The sequence below is a fragment of the Sphingobacterium thalpophilum genome, from assembly GCF_901482695.1.
In the GTDB taxonomy this organism is placed as follows: domain Bacteria; phylum Bacteroidota; class Bacteroidia; order Sphingobacteriales; family Sphingobacteriaceae; genus Sphingobacterium; species Sphingobacterium thalpophilum.
In genome coordinates this window covers 4,401,130-4,419,098 of the sequence record NZ_LR590484.1, presented here as the reverse complement: position 1 = coordinate 4,419,098, position 17,969 = coordinate 4,401,130, and the positions used below count along the sequence as shown (strand labels likewise).

The following is a 17,969-nucleotide window of genomic DNA, read 5'->3' as shown; positions in this document are numbered from 1 at the left end:
AAGCAGGAGCAGAAGGGCCCTTCTTTCAAATTGTATGAACCGTTTCCTCTTCAATTCTCTTTTTTAGCCTTTTTGATAGAACAAAAAACAATAAACCAGCAATTATTAACATGATAATAGAAATAATTATTGAGTGGTCTTTACCACCATCAAGGCCTAAAGTATCTTTTCCATCCTGAACATATGCCCTTAATAGAAAGCCTAAAAAATTGCAAATTGAATGAGAAATAACACAAAGAGTAATGTTATTTGTCTTATAATAAAGCCATGCCCAGAAAAGCCCTAAAATAAAAGAGTTAATAATATTGACGTGTAATACTCCAAATAATAATGACGATATAATAAGTGCCCATATCGTCGAATAATTTTTTTGAAGCCCACTAAAGATAATTCCTCGAAAAAATATCTCTTCAAATATAGGAGCAAAAATAACCATACTGAAAAAAACAAATATATCAACAGGTACTTCCAAAACAGATTCATATGTTTGATTGACGATCTCTTTATTGAAGTGAGAGAATTGGTTCAAAAGAGGAGTAAAGAGGCAGAATATGGCAATACCAACACTTAAAACCAAGTCGTCTAACCTTACTTTTTTAATAGTTATTGAATCAATGCTGATGACTTCTTTTCTATTCATTAATGCTAAACTGCCAAGTGTTATTAAAGCTGGGATTAGATAGCTTATTAAATCTTTGAGAGTTCCATATTGCGGTAGCTTTATAATGCTCTTGCATATAATTTGGAGGACAAAAAAGAATATCAGGGAACAAAGTGATTGAAACAAATTTGGAAATCTCATAAAAAAAGTCTTTTACTATTGAATTATACCATCATAATAGATTATGTGTAAAACGATTTCGACACTAATATATCATAATAATATATCCCCCTTGAAAACAGGGGGATTAAAGATGTTAATAAATAGCATTTAAGCAGGTACACACCCAGGTTGGCCAGGTGCTTTTGAATACCTCGGATCTGTTGTACAACCTACCCAGAATGTGTTTTCCTTCAGAATGGATGCTGTCATACTAGCGGTATATTCTATAATCTTTTCCGATACGTACGTCGATATCCATTCAGATACGCTACCACCTTTTAACTGTAACATGTCGTTATCATTTAAGTTAACGATTGTTTCTTTTTCCAATTTGATTTTTTTGATTTTTTTCATAACGAATTGTTTAAATTATTAAATTGCTATACGTATAAGCCATGTTTGATTCGAATACCTGAGAACTATACTCTTTCAAATAACGTTCTCTAGCATAAGTTCCTCTCTCTTTGATTAATTGGGGATTCTCTAAATATTCTAGGATAGCAATTGCTAAATCATCAACCATTTCGAGAATCTGGTCGGTAATTGTTACTCCTTTTTTAACATTTATTTTTGTTCCATTATTTCCGGTAGTAATGATATCCTTCATACCAGATAAATCAAAACCAATAATTGGCAGCCCATTTCGCATCATTTCTAAAACAGAAAAACTACATTGCTCATTTAATGACGGGTGGACTCCGATGTCAGCTATACCATACAGATTATTCAACTCTTCGTGATTAACTTCGCCTACAAAATATATATATCCAAGACACTTGTTGGCCAGCTTCATAAATTTGGCTTGATCGCCTGTTCCCGCTACGATGAGTATCACATTCTTATTTTTTTTGATGACCTTATGCAAGGCGTGCAATAGAATATGGAAGCCCTTGTTTTCTTCAATTCTGCCAGAATAAATCAGGACTTTGGGCGACTTCTCTAATAGGGGACTCTCCTGTAAAGTTGTTGATAGCTGAGTATGATTTACTGGAGGAGCATCTTTAACCCCATTCTTTACCATAGCAATCTTATTAGTATCTATGTTATAAATTGAGGTTAATAAATAATATGTATATGTAGAGAGGCAAATAATCTTATCTACGTTATTGCATATCTGTTTAAGGGAATTGAAATCGTCAATGCAAAGCAACTCTTTTGGAGTAAGCGTACTAAGGTCGTTGTGGGTAATTATTCCTTTGAACCTGTTTTCATCATGATCTACAGCTGTCACCCATCTCATAAAATGTATGGTAAAAACAATTTTCGCCGAAGGGGATATTTTTCTCAAATGATCAATTATGAGACTATGTTGATTATAGTTTAAATGAAAAATATTTTGCTCATTGGGGTCAATGTGTTTTTCTAATATTTTTGCACAAGCAATATTGTAAAGCTTTAGATCGTAATACACAAATTTCCTGCTATTCTCTTGTTGCTGGGGCATTGGTACATGTATGTGCCTGATACCATTCTCTTCATAAGGGAGAAGGGTCGCGTTGTCACTATAAAACGTTACAATTGTTACTTTAAAATTATTAACAACGCTAATTGCATAAGATAATTCGTCAATATATCTTTTGATTCCTTGATCTAACCCTAATTTCTGAAAAGTGAATAAATAGATGTGTTTCATTACATTAGTGAATTTTCAAGTACGTAAGCGGAATAACCTTTGTCAAGCCCTAATTTTGAAATATTTGTATTCGATGGGTCTAAATTTTCTGAAAGAAAATACTCAATAGAGAATAATTTTTCCTGCTGGCTTTTTTCACTTACTTCAAGACCTCTTGATCCCTGAATCTCTGCAATAATTTCCTGTGAGAAAAATGCAGGTTCATTGTATTTTTCGGCCAGCTTATGTCTTGACTGAATATAAACATAGATTCCTTCTAGACCGGTTTTTAAACTTTTATCTTCAAATCGTTGATAGGAATATTTTAAAAATGCTCGATCAATGTCTTCTAAAACATCTTGAAGGGAGTCTGCTTCCAAAAATTCCTGTTCTAATAAATAACATATGCCCCAGGCAATTCCGGCCAGTCCATTTTCGAATGACAGATCCTCTTCTAAATTCTTCTTATCATATATTTGTTCAATTATCTCGTCACAATATTGGCTCACAAAGAAATCATTATATCTTCGACTATAATGATACAAGGCAATAGCAATCCCCATTTTGCCATGAAAAAGACTCATGTCATCCATTGTGGTGCTATCAAGCAGCAATTTTTCAATTATCTTTTCTATTTTCATAAAGTTAATTTCATATTAAATTAATATTAATAAATAATTAAGAAAAATATACTATAAAAAACCCTTCTCTAAATCGAAATAACCTCGATATCTGAAGTTATGTGCAATTATAAATAAAATATTTCGTAAAATATATTAAAAGAATTACACTTTTGTGTAGTTTAAATTATTTTTAATATATAAAGTAATATTGTTAAATTTAAAAAGTGAATTGTTGCTGCAAAAGAATAAAAAACAACTTAAAGACGTTCCAAAAAATGGAATATGCAATATCAAACGGGAATATCTTTGACATTTTAGGCTTTGAACTTTTTGCGGATAGAAAAATCATAAAAAACTATATCCTCCAATATCTCAAAGAGTGGATGGGAATAGGTATAGAAGATACTCGCTATCGCGGGTTTATGTTAAGTTCATGGACGTCAAAAGATATTCAGAAAAGATGTTAACACTTCGTTGGACGACAAGAATTGATCAACAGAACAAGTGGAAACTCTTCCCTAATAAAAAATGAAGTTATAAAAGCTAATTAACAGGTTGCATTAAGCAAAATATAGAATATATTAATAAGATTTTCAGATGGTTATAAAGAAGAAAGATCTCGGTTTGTATGATTTTCCAGATACAAGGCTGCTTTTCGACGATGTACTGCAACAAACACATTTTGTATTAACTCGAATGTTAAAAATATTTGCTCAGATATGCGACAAACATGAGATCACTTACTGGGCAGACTATGGAACACTTTTAGGCACAATTAGGGAGGGGAATATAATTCCTTGGGACACAGATATTGATATTGGTATTTTGGCCAGTGATTTTCAGAAGTTTAAATCATTGGGAGTGACAGAGCTACCTAACGATATTTTTTTCCAATCCAATGAAACAGACAAATTTTATCAAGTTGAAAGTTTGCTGGTACATGGAAAACTTAGAGATAAATTGAGTAGCGGTTGCCCTGTTATACATCCGTTGAGCCACAATGGTATAAATATAGATCTATATGTTTATTTCTTTGATACTGAAAATAACTTTTTCGTGAATAATCACGAGAGACTCTTAAATGCATCCGAAGTCCATTTTTTACCCGATGAGTTAGATCACATCGAGTATTGGCCATTTGCAGACACAGAAATACCAGTTCCGAAAGGATTTGATTCCTATTTGAAACGATGCTATGGCGATTACCAAGAGCTTCCTCCAGAAGAAAAAAGAAAGCCACTATCGGAGGTCTGTCCGACAATTCCATGCAAACATTATACCTCAGATAATGTGTCAAATTAACACAAATATAATATATGATAGCAATAATTCTCGCAGCGGGTCTGGGAAGCCGCCTAAATCTTAATCGTCCCAAAGGCCTGCTAAATATTTACGGAAAGCCACTGATAGCGTATTCAATTGATGCCTTAATAAGCGCTGGAATTGAGGAAATATATTTAGTCATTGGCTACAAACAGGAACACTATAAAAACTATTTTCAAAATTTCAGAACCACTGCAAATATACGTACAATATACAATCCAAAATATGAAGACTACGGTTCCCTTTATTCACTATACGTTGGATTGAATTCAATAGAAAAGCAAGATGATATTGTCATAATGGATGCGGATATAATATATAACGCTGATGAATTTATAGAGTTTATACAAAACACTACGACAAATAGTATTTTCACTACAAATGTAAGGCAGGATAGGCATGACGCATGTTATGTAGAAATTGATGCTCAAAATAAACTAAGGAGAATTTCGAAGAATATGCACTATGTGGCCCCGGTTAAAAATGAATATTTGGAACATATAGGCATAGTAAAAACGCAAAGAGATGATATAGAAAAATTGATTGAATACTGTGAGTCCAAATATAATGTTGGGATAAGGGAACGCCATGAGTATGATTATGCATTTGAATCCATTGACGCCAAATACGAGTCTTTCTTTATCAGAGATTACGTTTGGGGAGAAATTGACGATGATATTCAGCTCAAAACTGTGATAACAGATATTTACCCTAAACTAAACTTAGCCCACATATGAAAAGTCGCACAGCAGAGCTTTTAAGCAAGTACAAGTCCTTAAAAAGAAACAATGGCAATCATTCTCCTTCGATCAATGAAATACAGCGGATAGTAGGTGTTGAAAAGAAAATAATAGATGCATGTTATTTATGTAATCCGTATGCATTTGAATTATCCTATAAATTTCTCTCTTCTATTGACTTTAGAAAAGCAATTAAATATTACCCTCCTCAAAATTCTGTTGTCGCCAGTAATATAGCAGAGTATAGGAATCTTCCTTTGCAAAATGTACTTGTGGGTAATGGTGCAATTGAAATCATTGAGTACTTTTTAAATAGCTTCGAAAATAAAAATATCTTATTGCCCATGCCTGTGTTTTCAACATACTATGATCTGACCTGTGGCCATAATAATCTCATATATCATATATTGGACAAGAATGCGGATTTTTGTCTAGATATTGACGATTTTATATACAAAATAAAGAAAAACCACATCGACATAATCTGTATTGTCAATCCAAATAATCCTACCGGAAGTTCAATCAGCCTTGATAATTTAGTGAAAATTCATCAATCGATGACTGACACACAATTATTAATAATTGATGAGAGTTTCGTCGAATTTTCTAAAAAAACAGAGAGCATTGAATCTTATTCTTTAAATTTTTCGAACATTATTGTTATAAGATCTTTGTCAAAAGAATTTGGAATAGCTGGGATAAGGCTAGGTTATGCGGTTTTGCCGGAAAATATCAAAATCAAAGCTCTGAAAAAAGGCTTCTTATGGAATTCTAATGGATTAGCCGTAGAATTCAGTAAGTTATTAACAGATAAGAGCTTTGTAGATGAATACAAGAGATCTTTCCAGACATATTTAAACGCACGGGATGAGTTTTCGACACAACTGTCCAGTTTTTCATCTTTCAAAGTATACCCAAGTGAATCAAGTTTTTTTTTAATCGAATTCAGCGAAGGCTCAGAAGAGTTATTTTCCCACCTTTTGTGGGATCATAACATTTATGTTAGATTAATGGAAAATAGGATGGGACTCGATGGAGAGTTTTTGCGCATAGCATCCCTGACCCGTGAAGAAAATTCTAAGATTTTTAATGCATTAAATGAAATAATAACATCTAAGTATATTACAAATGGAGAATACCTTAAATTGGCGTAAAATATGGTCTGAAAGACCAATTCCCACTCAATTAATTACCCTTATGGATGTGATAAAAGCCGATGGCTTTAATACAGCACAATCTTCATTAACAGTAAATGATTTAAATAAAATACATGCATTTATCGATTCCAAACTTTCCGTCGAAAAAAAAGATAGCATTTTTGAAATTGGATGTGGTGCGGGAGCATTTCTGTACAATTGGTATCTCAAAGACATTTCAGTTCATGGGCTTGACTATTCAAAAAGACTCATTGAATTAGCATCTAAATTTATGCCTAAAGCCAAATGGGAGATAGGAGAAGCAATAGATATAAATACCACAGACAAATTTGACCATGTCCTCTCATACGGAGTTTTTCTTTATTTTTCCGACTTGGGGTACGCAGAAAAGGTAGTTAGATCCATGGTCACCAAAGCTAGAAAAAATGTTGGAATTTTTGATATTCCAGATTTATCGCAAAAGAAAGCCACTGAAGAGTTCCGCTTACAATTAAATGGGGCAGAATACATAAAGAACTATGAGGGCTTAGAACATCTTTATTATAGCAAATCTTGGTGGATATCATTGGCCAAGGAATTGGGTAAAGAGATTGAAATATTTCAAACTCCGGGGAACTATTATGAAAGCCTTAAATATAGATTTAATGTGATCATTAAAATATAAAGGCCAATATTAATATTTGTTTTTTTCGTTTTTTGTGAAATTCCTGTTTTGGATAAAATTGAAATATAGATTGTTTAAAGGTTCTATGTGAAATTTATAAAGGCAGAGATCAGCTATCTATATGCTGCCAGGAATGGTTGTTGACAATAGGCCTAGAAATTAATATTGCATATTGCAATATGCAATATTAATTTGTTGAAAGTTTTTTCAATCGTAAACGTTTCAATGCTGCAATTGCCGAACAGTTGGTACTTTACAATGATTACCTGTTTTCACACGGGGGTGCTACTAGACGGAGTCAGTTTATTGATCTGGAAAAAAAATATCTGGGTCCGCTACCTACGTCCACATATAATCTGAGGTACTTCAGGCGCGCAAAAGTGCAGAAAATATCCCATATCTACCTAAGTGTGGACAGGAACTATTACAGCGTTCCCCATCGCTATATCGGCCATCATGTAGAAGTTCAGTATAATAAAGAAACAGTGGAGGTCTTCTATAACTTTCAGCGGATAGCTAAACATCAGCGATCGTTCCGGCCGGGATCCTATACCACCCTCGGAGATCACATGCCTTCTTCCCATAAGGTCTACAACGACTGGAATCCGTTATACTTTGAGCAGCGGGCTTCGGCTATCGGTGCCTCTACCCTGGAATATATCCGAAGGCTTATTGCGCAGTACAATTACCCTGAACTGGCATACAAACAAGCGCAAGGAATACTCTCATATGCAAAAGCATATGGTGCTACACGATTGAATAATGCTTGCAAAAGAGCGCTTTTACATCACTGGGCATCCTATCAGACCATATCAAATATTCTGAAAAATGGACTTGACAACTGCATATTCCGGGGATGTTGGTTCTTCCCCACTTTTGGTGTCATGAAGGAGAATATACCACACGTTTCCTCAACAGATCAAACCCAGCTCTCCCGTACATCTGCCGCTTAATCGTTTTCAGTCTATTAACGTTTCCTTCTACGGGACCATTGCTCCACGGTAGGCTGAGTGCATTTTCAACAGCCTTGCAATCGGCCAGCAGCCCTTTGGCGAAAGAGGCCATCTCCTTTACTCCGGATTTGTTTGATTTGTCAATCCATTCTTTCAGATCCGTATTACCTGACCGTTCAGACATCATTTTTCGGAAGGATTGAGCAAGCGTGAAAATCTCCTGCAGGTCTTCGGAAGATGTGCATAATTCGCTGATAAGCTTTTGCTGGCCTTCTTTTAACTTAGCGTGATCGGACACGAACCAGATCGCTGTTGATGCTGGTTTGAAGGATGCTCCAGCCTGCGTAGGCAACTTCTTTGTACGCCCAGCTTTTTTACCTACCTGTACCCCATAGTATTTCAAGGCTTCTGACAAGGTAGAATAGGCTCCTTTGTATCCCTGGGATTTTAACTCCTGCCATATTGTAGTCAGCAAGATGTCGGATTCCTCCTCCATACGCTTTCTGATGTACGGAAAAAATTTTTCTATCGGGTTGTTACGGCTTTGTGATCTGCGGGGTAAGGTTTTCATATCCAGATATCTCTTGATAGTTCGCCTGCTCATGTTCAGATGTCGTGCCATCGCACGTATAGAGTGCCCTTTTCCCTGCAGTTCTTTAAGCTGTTTGAACCGTTGAAGGCGGATTCCACCTTGGGGATTCTCTTCGGACCTTTTGTCTCCACCAGAGATATTTTGGCCGCAGACCGCTTTTTCCGCTTCGTTCAGGGGTTGCTTCGGGGACAGCATAGCGTTGACTTTGCTATACTGCCTGACCAATACTTTCTGTACTGCTTCGCTTAGATTTTTCAACAGATGCCAACGGTCGGTTACCTGTATAGCCTGTGGTGCACCGGCGATGATGGCTTTTTGGTAATTACTGTATCTGTCCCGACTCATTACCTTAATCTCCGGACGCATTTCCAGCCATTTTCACAACGTCTCTTCTTCCCGGTCAGGCAGAAGGTCGATAGCTTTCCCTGTGTGAAGATTGACCAGGATACTACCATAGCTATTCCGTTTTTTATAGGCCCAGTCATCCACCCCGACAGCAGTCACACCTTCTGATGGTGAAAAAGCCTCGTTTTCAATCAGTCGCAGTATAGTCGTGTCACTGGAAGGCATCGACACTAAGTCGCAGATTCGCTCAGCAGGTCTGCCTCCGGCCAGTAGTCCCAGCTGCCGGATCTTGTTTTCCAAACGGTCGGTCTTCCGCCTGTAAGGCTTAAAGTAATGCTCGAAACGTTCAGTGAATACTTTAAACGGGCATTCCTGATGACGGCAGTAAAACTTACGCGAGCGAAGAAAAATCACGGATGTTTTTCCAAAAACCGGAAGATCTGCGATTTTACGTGTGTAATAACTATGGATTCTTTTCGAGGGGATACAGCAGTTCGGACAGCTAACAGACCCGGTGCCACTCTGAACATAAATACGAAGTTCGTCCTGTCTGTTGTCAACCGATATCACTTTGAAGCGATCCCCGTTTGAAAAAACGAGTTTTGAGGCATTCATTATAATCTTAACGGTCTGCACACGACAATTATGATAAGATTACCACCAAAAGTGGGGAAGAACCAGTATCACCGAAATCGAGGCCTATATTCGTTACTTTTGTTTTCTCCCATCTCAGAGAGGGATTTGGAGGGTTTACAATGGCTGCAAACTGGTTCTGATAAGTATTTTTAAAGCTTTCATACCGTGCTGTCAGCCATGCCGACATCGTTTTGTCCACGTTGCCCTGCACACCATAAGAAGAGCGTAAGCGTAGTTCGGACAGCCAATTGAAGCCGTTGCATACGGCCGTCTTGACATTATAACTACCCCCGATCGACCAGAGCGGCACACCTTTCTGATTGGTGGCCACACCAAACAGATTGGACTCATCCCGGCGGATACTTCCATAGATATTGAAAACATTTCGGTAACTATAGGCTGCATTTAGGAGGTAAGAACGGTAGCGATCTACATGCCAAGTCTGATAATTCCCATTTTCGACAACTTGACTGCCGCCATATATGCGCGGCAAGGCATTGATGTGGTCTATTGTGGCGGATGTTGCTGTCGAAGGGTCATAGCCTATCAGCTCTTTTCTGTCAACTTCGCTTCGGGCATCCGAAAGCTCCATAGCCATTAATGCAGTGATCCGATGCATCTTATTGATGCTCTTGTCCAATGACAGCTGCGCTCGCCATAAGTACGAGTGCCCGCGTAAGTGGCTGACTGTCCGGACCTCACCTACCGGCACCTGCTGTATATATTTGGCTGTCGCTTGATCATATCGGGAATAGGTATTGATCATATTGCGCACATAGTAAGAGTCATCTGCATAGCGCATGAGGTCGTCGCTCATCGATTTTGTATACTGGTATTTTACGCTAGCCGTCAAAAAAGGAAGGATTTTGGCATCGATACCACCGTTGAGCCTTAAATTGAACAGCGAATTGGAGGAAAGCCCTTTCCCAAGGTCAGTCAGCGGATTATAATGCCAGTCCAGCAGATGTCCACCGCCAACAGTATCCGCATAACTGCTACGGACGCTACCCGTCACGGCAAGCGACTCGCCGCTAGTGGAAAGCAATTCTTCATAAGGATACATTGCGGGAATATTTTGTGCCCTATTCGTCCGAATACCTGTCAGATTGCTCTGGAATGCAAGACCGATACGATCATTCAAGAAGCGTTGGTCGTATTTCATCAGCAGCGTCCTGCGTTCGTTGTCCGAATGTTTTGTGGTCTCGTCAGATCGGTTTAATCCACCTGAAATATAGAAGCTACCATCCTTAAATGGTCTTGAGATAGCCACGTTATACTGTTGGTCAAGCGGTGTTCTATACAGATATTTAAGTCTCTGTATGCGACTATCCTTATGCCTATAGGCATCGATCATCTCATTTCCCTCTTCGCTCGATAGCTGACCTTTAGCTATTCTGTCCAGAATTTCGACGACAGGCGAGACCGGTTGATAACCCGTTTTTAGCCTAGCATTATAAGCCCCCTTCTCGTATAGGAACTTCTCTACGTCTATAAAATCGCTGCTCGAGATCGATTTGTTATAATATAAGTCAGGTTTACCCGCAACCGTCTGTATAACCTCTGCCGACAGCGAAAGGCGATCTTTACTTCCCTGTTTAGTAGTGATAACGACCACACCGTTTCCCGAGCGGGCACCCCATATAGAGGCAGCCGCAGCATCCTTTAAAATCGATACTGATGCTAAATCGGCAGGGTTAAGCGAGGCCAGTCCCCCATCGTATGGGAATCCATCTACGATAATCAATGGTTCGGCACTGGCAAATAACGTACTTTTGCCACGAATTGTAAATTCGGGCTGATTGCCGCCCTCGTTGCTGTTGATCTTGGGTACCAACAAACCTGTAGTAAGCCCGTTTATCCTAGACAAGACATTGGATGATACCGATCGTTCGATCAATTTCCGGTCCAGCACATCCACGCTGCCGACGGCCCTTTCCTTTGAAATACGCTGATATCCCGTATTGATTTCCACTTCTTCCAATTGATTCTCCAGCGGTATCAATTTTACAGTCATCGATACTCCAGCAGTGTATTGCAATTCTAAACGCCTGAAGCCCACATGCGAGAACGAAACTGTGCTCTGAGCTTTGGAGACCCGCAACCAGAAGGAGCCGTCACTGTTAGAAGAAGTCCTCTCCTTCTGACCCTCCGCCTGAACTGACACCCCTTCGATCGGCTTACCATCCGCTGCCGACACTACAGTACCGGAGATTACTAAGGACCCATCCGCCCCGCTGTCCTTGCGGGGCGTCTGAGCCGATAAACTAAACATATGAAAACTAAAAACCAGCATCAGTAGTCCACTCGTCAGCGAAAATCCGGATCGGTGCGCTACCTTATCCAATAAGGCAGGCGCAAGATTTGATATAGTCCTCATCTGCTTATTGATTAATGGATTCGCTGAAAAAATGGTGAATACGCTTTGTGATTTCCAGCTCCTCGAGACTGCTCAGTGTGGTTTCAGTCCCAGAGATATCCACCTGTTGCATATCGATGTGACCGATATGCACGTGGAAGTAAGCGATAAGTACGCGCAGCACATCAGCTGCAAATGCCTGCCTATGGCAGAGCTGTAAGACATTTCCGCTTTTCTTGTAGCTGGATGTGTTTTTTAATATCGTGTCGAACGAATTCTGGAGGGTATTGATATCGTATTTTCTCCAGAAATCCATGATCTTTTCTATAGGATTATATCCATGGTCGTGTGCTTCGTATACGGCTAGCTGCAGCGCGAGCACATTTGCATATTTTTGGTTCATTTTTAAGGTTCATAAAGATGACTTCGGCCACATCCTACCATCTGGATCGGACATAGCTTCCCCTATTGCAAAATCTTGCATTCCAAAGAGGTGTCATTGCAGGGAATTCACAGTCCTTGCAGGTGTCACAAATTAAGAATTAACAAAATCCCGCAAAGCGCCTCAAAACGATTACAAAGCATTGATTAGGGGAATATTATGGCGCTTCCTACCGGGACAGGCAAAAAACCGATCTGTAATTTATAGAAAAACTATACAAAAATTCTTTTATTTATTTGGAAGAATATATATTAAGTGCTACCTTTAAGTTATCGACGCTTGAATAGAGCAATTAACTTTATTATTAACCAGATCAAAAAGGGATGTTGTATACAGACAGATCGGAAAACCTTCAACAAGGGAGTACTTATTCGTATCCTATCGACACATCACAAATTGGCGATAGCAGCCCTCTCCTGTTTCGGTTTTTTAATGATTAATAATCTATTCTGGCGCGCGGATAGCGCTCTTTATTGGAATAGTGTGGGCGTACCAGTGCTCTACCTCCTGGAGGTGGATAGGATACTGTTTGGGTGTGTTTTCTAATCGTTTCATCATAATCTTCTGCTGGTTATAAAACGATTCGACCCGAAGAGCATAAGAGAGGATTGCTGCTAAATATACCAGTAGGCGCCTCGCAACTTATGTTCTTGGTTCCGCCAGAAACCTCCTTCTTATCCAAAGATTCAAAGGTTGCCCCACAAGTTAACGAGTAACGCCATACTGGAATGTTATACGAATATAAGAAATTCCAGTAATAGGCGATCACTCGGTCAACTCGTGGCAATCTGGCGGATTTAGAACGAGTCGACATCGTTAGTGTCGGATCAATCCTACACTTAGTGTCGCTTTAAATACAAAACAAAGATATATAAATAATTAGAAATAGACAAATAAATCGAATTCTATTTTTTGAAATTTTATGGAAAACTCCAACGAAAGTAAATTTAGGAAGAAAGCTAAGGAATTTAGGCTGCATTTTAACCTCTCTGAGGATGATATTGATCAATTGCTTAAGGAAAAAGACTTAGTGTACTCGAAGGTAGAATCTGGAAAAAGGACGATTACTTTGGAACTGGCAGAAAGCTACCCACTAGTAGTATACGGTATTGAATATTGCGTATTTAAGAAGGACGAGACAACGTTTCCTGAATATGAAAAACTTCCGGAAACAACGAAGACATTGCTTGAAAGTAAAGCAAATGCAGGCAATAAAGTTGGTTCGAAAGGAACTAAAAACAAAGCGAGCTATGTTGTAATCGTGATTAAAGCCTTTAAGATTGGTCATCAATTTACTAAGTCGGAGATAATTTCCGTTCTCCCCTCACCTCTCAATCTTGAAACAGCAATTGACTGGAATAAGGGTTTGTTAAAAGGGCTTGTGAAAAATACAAACACATCAAAGCATTGGGTAGACGAGAATGGCAAAAAGCACAGGGAAGCTATTTATGAGATGATTAAAGAAGTTGGAGCAGACCTTTTAGAGAAAGCGAAGAAAAGTATAGAACCTAAGGCATTAAAAGAATTCGAAGAAAAATTAAAGAATTCCGATTCGGAAAAAGAGTAATCCGTGACGGCAATGAGATGAATTAATATTCGCTTTGGACTTAAATATTGTAAAATATGCAAACAGTTAAACCAATTTATCAGAGATTTCACGAATGGCTGAATAATATCAACAAAACTGAAAAAATTGATAATTCGATAGTTGCTTTCAATTTTGGGCTTTTCGAATCAGAAGAGGGTTTCACAATGTATCTCAATGGGTCAAAAATTTTCGATAAAGAAGATGACGATTGGGCTGCAAATATGGACTTTGAGCCTAAACAGAAATATTTTTCATTCGGTACGGAGTTTTTGAAAGATAAAGACTGGAAGGATATTCTAAAATATTCTGAAAACCTAGTTCAAACATATATCGCCTCCGAGGATTTCAAAACTTCAATTTTCGTGCAAGCAAAGGGAGTAGCAGTAGGATTTGATGATGGTGACCTGACAATAATAAAATCTTAATAACTATGAGTATTCTGGAAGGGAAAGCACTTATGCAACCAAATATCCTAAATGACAGGACGAACAAGATTTTCAGGTATGTTGAGGCATATAATAAGATGGATGTAGAAAATATGATAGCAGATTTTGCTGATGATTTTACTTTCCAGAATGTAATGAATGATGAGCAAACTATGTACTTGCAAGGAATCGAGGGGTTCAAAAAACAGGCGGTCGAAGCCCTATCCTACTTTAGCGAAAGAGAACAATCCATTGAGACAATGACTCATACCCATAATTCGACAGAAATCGTGATCAACTACAAGGCGATTGCGGCAATGGATTTTCCGAGTGGTCTAGGCGATGAAATAAACAGCAAGGCGGCCGAAAAACAGGTATCATCTCAGGTTATCGCCCCAATCACGTGTTTGAATATACGTCAGAAGGTAAATTACAGCGGACTTATATAGGCGATATAAATTTTGAGGGCGAGAAACTAATGCCTGGTGAAGAAAGGATTGCTACTGTTCGCTTTCTCCTGGTAAAAGAATTAGATCAATATTTGACAAAAGGCCGTAAATGGTGGCTACATGAAGGACGCGAGATAATAGGTGAAGGAAAGGTTTTGTAAAGACTTAAGACGAAAAAATATAGAGGATAAATGATCAAAAAAAACAGCGTCAAAAAAAGGGCGATAACTCTATTACACTAAAAAATTAAAACTACAACTTTTCAATCAAATATGGAATTAATATACCTATGGATAGAAAGCTTTAGAAATATAGATCGGCAAGGATTTAATTTCTCAAATCAATATGATATATATTATAATGAAGTCACAAATGAAATTACTGTTGACGAGATAGGCAGTGCAGATACTCTTAAGAATGAAAATGGTATTTTAAACTTCGGAAGCGGAGATCAACACTACTTGAAAGACTTTTTTCATCCCAATATTTCGAATATTACTGCTATTATTGGTAAAAACTCTTCTGGGAAAAGTAATGTAATCGATTTTATACTTACAGCTATTAGCAGGGGTAATAGAAGTAAACTAACTTCTAATTATGTTCTAGTTTTTAAAAAGGATAATCAGCCCCTTTTCTTTGGAAGAACAAAAAAAAACAGTTTAGAAACTTCTATTCTTAGTTTCCAAGGAACCAAATTGAAAAAAATAAACCCAGATGATGAATGGGAGTCTATGTTTTATACCAATGTGGCAGATAATAAAGATTATATATTTGAAGATGGCTCAGTGCATAATTTTTCATTTAAAACACTAAATAAGCTACAGTCCAATAAAATCAAGTTTGTCAGTTCTTCAATATTTAATGATACATGGATAAAACTAAGCCCAGATAACCAAGACAGTAAAAAAGTTAGATTTATCTTCAATCCTATTGCATACACATCTTTAGAAAGTCAGAATCCAAACGACGAAAAAATATTAGGGATTCTCAAACGCTATAGACGAGCTATATATCATGCTTCTACTTCGAATTATAATAGATTTAAATATGGAGTTACCATAAATCTGCTTAGCTTTATCATTGTTAACGAAAATGATGTTTCACCACTTTTAGAGAAAATTGAAATTGTTGGAACTGAAGGTTTGGCAGAAGCAATTTCTTCATTAAACACTAAAGTTTCTAATTTTTTAATTGAATTTAATGATTATACGAATCTTGGAGAGTTATTAGAAGGGGATTTTAAGCTTTACCAGCAACTTCTCCGAGACATGAGTGCAAACAATAATTACAATTTTGGCGAGGTTGAAAAACATGTAAACTCAATTATTGTCGACTTTAACGAAGATTTCATGGGCATTATCAGTGGTAAAACTGAAATTTTCAATACTCAAACATTAATATCACATGACTGGTCTCAATTGAGTTCTGGAATGAAAGCCTATTTGAATCTATTTTCTCAATTATTTTACCTAGCTGATCAAGCTATTGACAAATCCAAAAATCTGTTGATTTGTATAGACGAGGGTGATTTATACCTCCATCCTGAGTGGCAAAGGAATTTCCTAAATGATTTTATCACATTTGTTACCAATATTTTTGACACAACTAAAATTCAAGTTATTCTAACGTCGCACTCTCCGTTCCTTATATCTGACTTACCAAAAGAAAGCGTTTTATTACTAAATGAAATTGGAGAATCGACGAGACAATTAATTGATGAATCTTCATTTGGAGCAAATATTCACCAATTATTTACCAACCAATTTTTCTTAAACAAAGGATCTATTGGTCTGTTTGCCAAAACTAAAATTCAAACATTATTAAGAGACATTCCTAATATGATTGACGAGAATGTTGATCAATATAGAAAGAGGATCGAAATGATTGGCGAGCCAATATTACGATATCGTTTAGACGAAGTATTTAGAAAAAGGATTAAGGAGCTTTCAAAAGAAAAACAAATTGAATGGCATCAGCAACAAATCTATAAACTTAAAGAGATATGATTTTCTTAAACAATATATCTGATTCAATTAAAAGTGCTCATTGGAAATATTTCAAATCTTCAGATGGTTTTGCAAATCTTATAAAGCTATCCCAAGATACAACAATTCCTTTGGCAGAAAAAAACTATTTCTTACGGCTAACTGATGAATCTTTGTTGCAAAAAATAATTATTGGAAACCCAGAACAATTAAGGGAAGAAATTAAATATTATCAAATGGTTTTTCTGAAACAAAATCCAATTCTTAAATTTCATCAAACATTCTTGGCTTGCTTAAGTTATTCTGAGGACATCTATCCAAAGATAAATCGTCTTGCTGAAAAAAAGGAAGGAGTCTCCACTGTTCTGAAAAATAGAAAATTTTACTATAATCGGTTTTTATATATCATAAATAAATTACAGGATACATCTCTCGAAATTGGGATTGAGAAGGACAAATTAACAATCGGTAATATAAGACTGATGTATAATAATTTACAAAACTTCTTTGAGGATAATTTAAATGGGCTTTATAATAGGATAAAATCCGTGTTTAATTATGATGATTTTATTAAAGAAAAAGAAGAATGGTATGCCTATACTTTAACTCAACAACTAGGGGTTAATGTATGTCCATATTGTAACAGGAATTATATCCATACTTCCATCAATGATCATGGAAAAACAAGAGCAGAATTAGACCATTTTTATCCTAAATCAAAATATCCTTTTTTATCAATATCACTTTACAACTTGATACCTAGTTGTCATGTATGCAACTCAAATTTAAAAAAAGCAAGAGATTTCTATATAGAAAAGCATGTTCATCCTTATGAAGATAATTATTTAAACGACTTCCGTTTTGAGATAGTATATCTTGACGATTCAATCAATAATGTAGTTCCTGATGAAGAAAACTTCAATATTGAACTAATAGCTTTAAGTTCAGAAGATGATAAAATAAAACTTATCAATAACTCAAATCAAACTTTTCAAATTGCTCAACTACATAATTTTCATAAAGATATTGCCCAAGAATTATTAGTAAGATCCATATATTATAACAAGACTAAAATATTAGAATTACAAAAAATATTGGGGGTTGAATCAGGCATTGACGATGAGTTTCTAAAACGAGTAATAATTGGTAACTATGGTGACATAGGTAGCTTCGGAAAGAGACCACTAGCTAAATATTCCTATGACATACTATCAAAAACAGATTTAAAAAAGAATCTTGACCTATAATTAGGTAGA

Annotated in this window: 18 protein-coding genes and 1 pseudogene; 10 read left to right on the top strand and 9 right to left on the bottom strand. The window is 36.8% G+C overall.

The genetic code is table 11. The features are described 5' to 3' along the window. Positions 1 to 25: 25 nt before the first annotated feature. The 4 genes from FGL37_RS18450 to FGL37_RS18435 all read right to left on the bottom strand — a co-directional run bounded on the left by FGL37_RS18450 (position 26) and on the right by FGL37_RS18435 (position 3,076). Positions 26 to 802 (bottom strand): CPBP family intramembrane glutamic endopeptidase, encoded by a 777-nt coding sequence (locus FGL37_RS18450; protein ID WP_051607265.1) that lies wholly within the window; start codon positions 800 to 802, stop codon positions 26 to 28. A 129-nt stretch (positions 803 to 931) separates the two neighbouring features. Then, a complete protein-coding gene (locus FGL37_RS18445; RefSeq protein ID WP_028071660.1) occupies positions 932 to 1,177 on the bottom strand; it encodes a TIGR04149 family rSAM-modified RiPP in 246 nt (81 codons plus the stop codon). Between the two features lie 10 nt (positions 1,178 to 1,187). Beyond that, positions 1,188 to 2,456: a glycosyltransferase gene (locus tag FGL37_RS18440; protein ID WP_028071659.1), complete on the bottom strand. Its 1,269-nt coding sequence runs from the start codon at positions 2,454 to 2,456 to the stop codon at positions 1,188 to 1,190. Continuing rightward, the gene (locus tag FGL37_RS18435) at positions 2,456 to 3,076 is read right to left on the bottom strand and encodes a lanthionine synthetase LanC family protein (RefSeq protein WP_028071658.1); all 621 of its coding nucleotides are present in this window, start codon (positions 3,074 to 3,076) and stop codon (positions 2,456 to 2,458) included. Before FGL37_RS18435 ends, FGL37_RS18440 begins: the two co-directional genes overlap by 1 nt. 579 nt (positions 3,077 to 3,655) lie before the next feature. Here FGL37_RS18435 and FGL37_RS18430 point away from each other — a divergent pair. From FGL37_RS18430 to FGL37_RS18410, 5 genes are all read left to right on the top strand, one after another. Continuing rightward, entirely contained in the window at positions 3,656 to 4,360 is a 705-nt protein-coding gene (locus FGL37_RS18430) for a LicD family protein (RefSeq protein WP_051607264.1), read from the top strand. A gap of 14 nt (positions 4,361 to 4,374) precedes the next feature. Then, entirely contained in the window at positions 4,375 to 5,118 is a 744-nt protein-coding gene (locus FGL37_RS18425; RefSeq protein ID WP_028071656.1) for a phosphocholine cytidylyltransferase family protein, read from the top strand. Next, positions 5,115 to 6,275 (top strand): pyridoxal phosphate-dependent aminotransferase, encoded by a 1,161-nt coding sequence (locus FGL37_RS18420; protein WP_028071655.1) that lies wholly within the window; start codon positions 5,115 to 5,117, stop codon positions 6,273 to 6,275. Before FGL37_RS18425 ends, FGL37_RS18420 begins: the two co-directional genes overlap by 4 nt. Further along, positions 6,250 to 6,942: a class I SAM-dependent methyltransferase gene (locus tag FGL37_RS18415; RefSeq protein WP_081817982.1), complete on the top strand. Its 693-nt coding sequence runs from the start codon at positions 6,250 to 6,252 to the stop codon at positions 6,940 to 6,942. The genes FGL37_RS18420 and FGL37_RS18415 overlap by 26 nt, the downstream gene beginning before the upstream one ends. A gap of 245 nt (positions 6,943 to 7,187) precedes the next feature. After that, positions 7,188 to 7,895, top strand: coding sequence for a Mu transposase domain-containing protein (locus FGL37_RS18410; RefSeq protein WP_138096947.1), 708 nt, complete (start codon positions 7,188 to 7,190; stop codon positions 7,893 to 7,895). On the opposite strand, the gene FGL37_RS18405 is transcribed toward FGL37_RS18410, so the two are convergent. The 5 genes and pseudogenes from FGL37_RS18405 to FGL37_RS18390 all read right to left on the bottom strand — a co-directional run bounded on the left by FGL37_RS18405 (position 7,825) and on the right by FGL37_RS18390 (position 12,227). Then, complete coding sequence (locus tag FGL37_RS18405; RefSeq protein WP_440591027.1) at positions 7,825 to 8,391, bottom strand: transposase; 567 nt, start codon at positions 8,389 to 8,391, stop codon at positions 7,825 to 7,827. The two genes, FGL37_RS18410 and FGL37_RS18405, sit on opposite strands and share 71 nt — an antisense overlap. A gap of 285 nt (positions 8,392 to 8,676) precedes the next feature. Then, positions 8,677 to 8,853 (bottom strand): annotated as a pseudogene (locus FGL37_RS26155) (transposase); the annotation flags it as partial. 12 nt (positions 8,854 to 8,865) lie between these two features. Then, the gene (locus tag FGL37_RS18400; RefSeq protein WP_138096943.1) at positions 8,866 to 9,447 is read right to left on the bottom strand and encodes a transposase family protein; all 582 of its coding nucleotides are present in this window, start codon (positions 9,445 to 9,447) and stop codon (positions 8,866 to 8,868) included. A 28-nt stretch (positions 9,448 to 9,475) separates the two neighbouring features. Next, the gene (locus FGL37_RS18395) at positions 9,476 to 11,845 is read right to left on the bottom strand and encodes a TonB-dependent receptor plug domain-containing protein (protein WP_028071622.1); all 2,370 of its coding nucleotides are present in this window, start codon (positions 11,843 to 11,845) and stop codon (positions 9,476 to 9,478) included. Between the two features lie 4 nt (positions 11,846 to 11,849). Further along, positions 11,850 to 12,227 carry a hypothetical protein gene (locus FGL37_RS18390; protein WP_028071623.1) on the bottom strand — a complete coding sequence of 126 codons (378 nt, stop codon included), beginning with the start codon at positions 12,225 to 12,227 and terminating at the stop codon, positions 11,850 to 11,852. A 961-nt stretch (positions 12,228 to 13,188) separates the two neighbouring features. On the opposite strand from FGL37_RS18390, the gene FGL37_RS18385 reads away from it, so the two are divergent. The 5 genes from FGL37_RS18385 to FGL37_RS18365 all read left to right on the top strand — a co-directional run bounded on the left by FGL37_RS18385 (position 13,189) and on the right by FGL37_RS18365 (position 17,960). Next, a complete protein-coding gene (locus FGL37_RS18385) occupies positions 13,189 to 13,833 on the top strand; it encodes a hypothetical protein (RefSeq protein ID WP_028071624.1) in 645 nt (214 codons plus the stop codon). A gap of 56 nt (positions 13,834 to 13,889) precedes the next feature. Continuing rightward, on the top strand, positions 13,890 to 14,279 hold the full coding sequence (locus FGL37_RS18380; protein ID WP_028071625.1) for a hypothetical protein: 390 nt from the start codon (positions 13,890 to 13,892) through the stop codon (positions 14,277 to 14,279). A 5-nt stretch (positions 14,280 to 14,284) separates the two neighbouring features. Next, positions 14,285 to 14,728 (top strand): nuclear transport factor 2 family protein, encoded by a 444-nt coding sequence (locus FGL37_RS18375; protein ID WP_051607260.1) that lies wholly within the window; start codon positions 14,285 to 14,287, stop codon positions 14,726 to 14,728. A 272-nt stretch (positions 14,729 to 15,000) separates the two neighbouring features. Continuing rightward, on the top strand, positions 15,001 to 16,734 hold the full coding sequence (locus tag FGL37_RS18370; protein WP_051607261.1) for an AAA family ATPase: 1,734 nt from the start codon (positions 15,001 to 15,003) through the stop codon (positions 16,732 to 16,734). Then, complete coding sequence (locus tag FGL37_RS18365; protein ID WP_028071627.1) at positions 16,731 to 17,960, top strand: HNH endonuclease; 1,230 nt, start codon at positions 16,731 to 16,733, stop codon at positions 17,958 to 17,960. The genes FGL37_RS18370 and FGL37_RS18365 overlap by 4 nt, the downstream gene beginning before the upstream one ends. Positions 17,961 to 17,969: the final 9 nt, after the last annotated feature.

Excerpts from the sequence above, each read along its gene's own strand:
- FGL37_RS18450 (WP_051607265.1), bottom strand. The coding sequence starts at position 802 with ATGAGATTTCCAAATTTGTTTCAATCACTTTGTTCCCTGATATTCTTT.
- FGL37_RS18445 (WP_028071660.1), bottom strand. The coding sequence starts at position 1,177 with ATGAAAAAAATCAAAAAAATCAAATTGGAAAAAGAAACAATCGTTAAC.
- FGL37_RS18440 (WP_028071659.1), bottom strand. The coding sequence starts at position 2,456 with ATGAAACACATCTATTTATTCACTTTTCAGAAATTAGGGTTAGATCAA.
- FGL37_RS18435 (WP_028071658.1), bottom strand. The coding sequence starts at position 3,076 with ATGAAAATAGAAAAGATAATTGAAAAATTGCTGCTTGATAGCACCACA.
- FGL37_RS18430 (WP_051607264.1), top strand. The coding sequence starts at position 3,656 with ATGGTTATAAAGAAGAAAGATCTCGGTTTGTATGATTTTCCAGATACA.
- FGL37_RS18425 (WP_028071656.1), top strand. The coding sequence starts at position 4,375 with ATGATAGCAATAATTCTCGCAGCGGGTCTGGGAAGCCGCCTAAATCTT.
- FGL37_RS18420 (WP_028071655.1), top strand. The coding sequence starts at position 5,115 with ATGAAAAGTCGCACAGCAGAGCTTTTAAGCAAGTACAAGTCCTTAAAA.
- FGL37_RS18415 (WP_081817982.1), top strand. The coding sequence starts at position 6,250 with ATGGAGAATACCTTAAATTGGCGTAAAATATGGTCTGAAAGACCAATT.
- FGL37_RS18405 (WP_440591027.1), bottom strand. The coding sequence starts at position 8,391 with ATGGAGGAGGAATCCGACATCTTGCTGACTACAATATGGCAGGAGTTA.
- FGL37_RS18400 (WP_138096943.1), bottom strand. The coding sequence starts at position 9,447 with ATGAATGCCTCAAAACTCGTTTTTTCAAACGGGGATCGCTTCAAAGTG.
- FGL37_RS18395 (WP_028071622.1), bottom strand. The coding sequence starts at position 11,845 with ATGAGGACTATATCAAATCTTGCGCCTGCCTTATTGGATAAGGTAGCG.
- FGL37_RS18390 (WP_028071623.1), bottom strand. The coding sequence starts at position 12,227 with ATGAACCAAAAATATGCAAATGTGCTCGCGCTGCAGCTAGCCGTATAC.
- FGL37_RS18385 (WP_028071624.1), top strand. The coding sequence starts at position 13,189 with ATGGAAAACTCCAACGAAAGTAAATTTAGGAAGAAAGCTAAGGAATTT.
- FGL37_RS18380 (WP_028071625.1), top strand. The coding sequence starts at position 13,890 with ATGCAAACAGTTAAACCAATTTATCAGAGATTTCACGAATGGCTGAAT.
- FGL37_RS18375 (WP_051607260.1), top strand. The coding sequence starts at position 14,285 with ATGAGTATTCTGGAAGGGAAAGCACTTATGCAACCAAATATCCTAAAT.
- FGL37_RS18370 (WP_051607261.1), top strand. The coding sequence starts at position 15,001 with ATGGAATTAATATACCTATGGATAGAAAGCTTTAGAAATATAGATCGG.
- FGL37_RS18365 (WP_028071627.1), top strand. The coding sequence starts at position 16,731 with ATGATTTTCTTAAACAATATATCTGATTCAATTAAAAGTGCTCATTGG.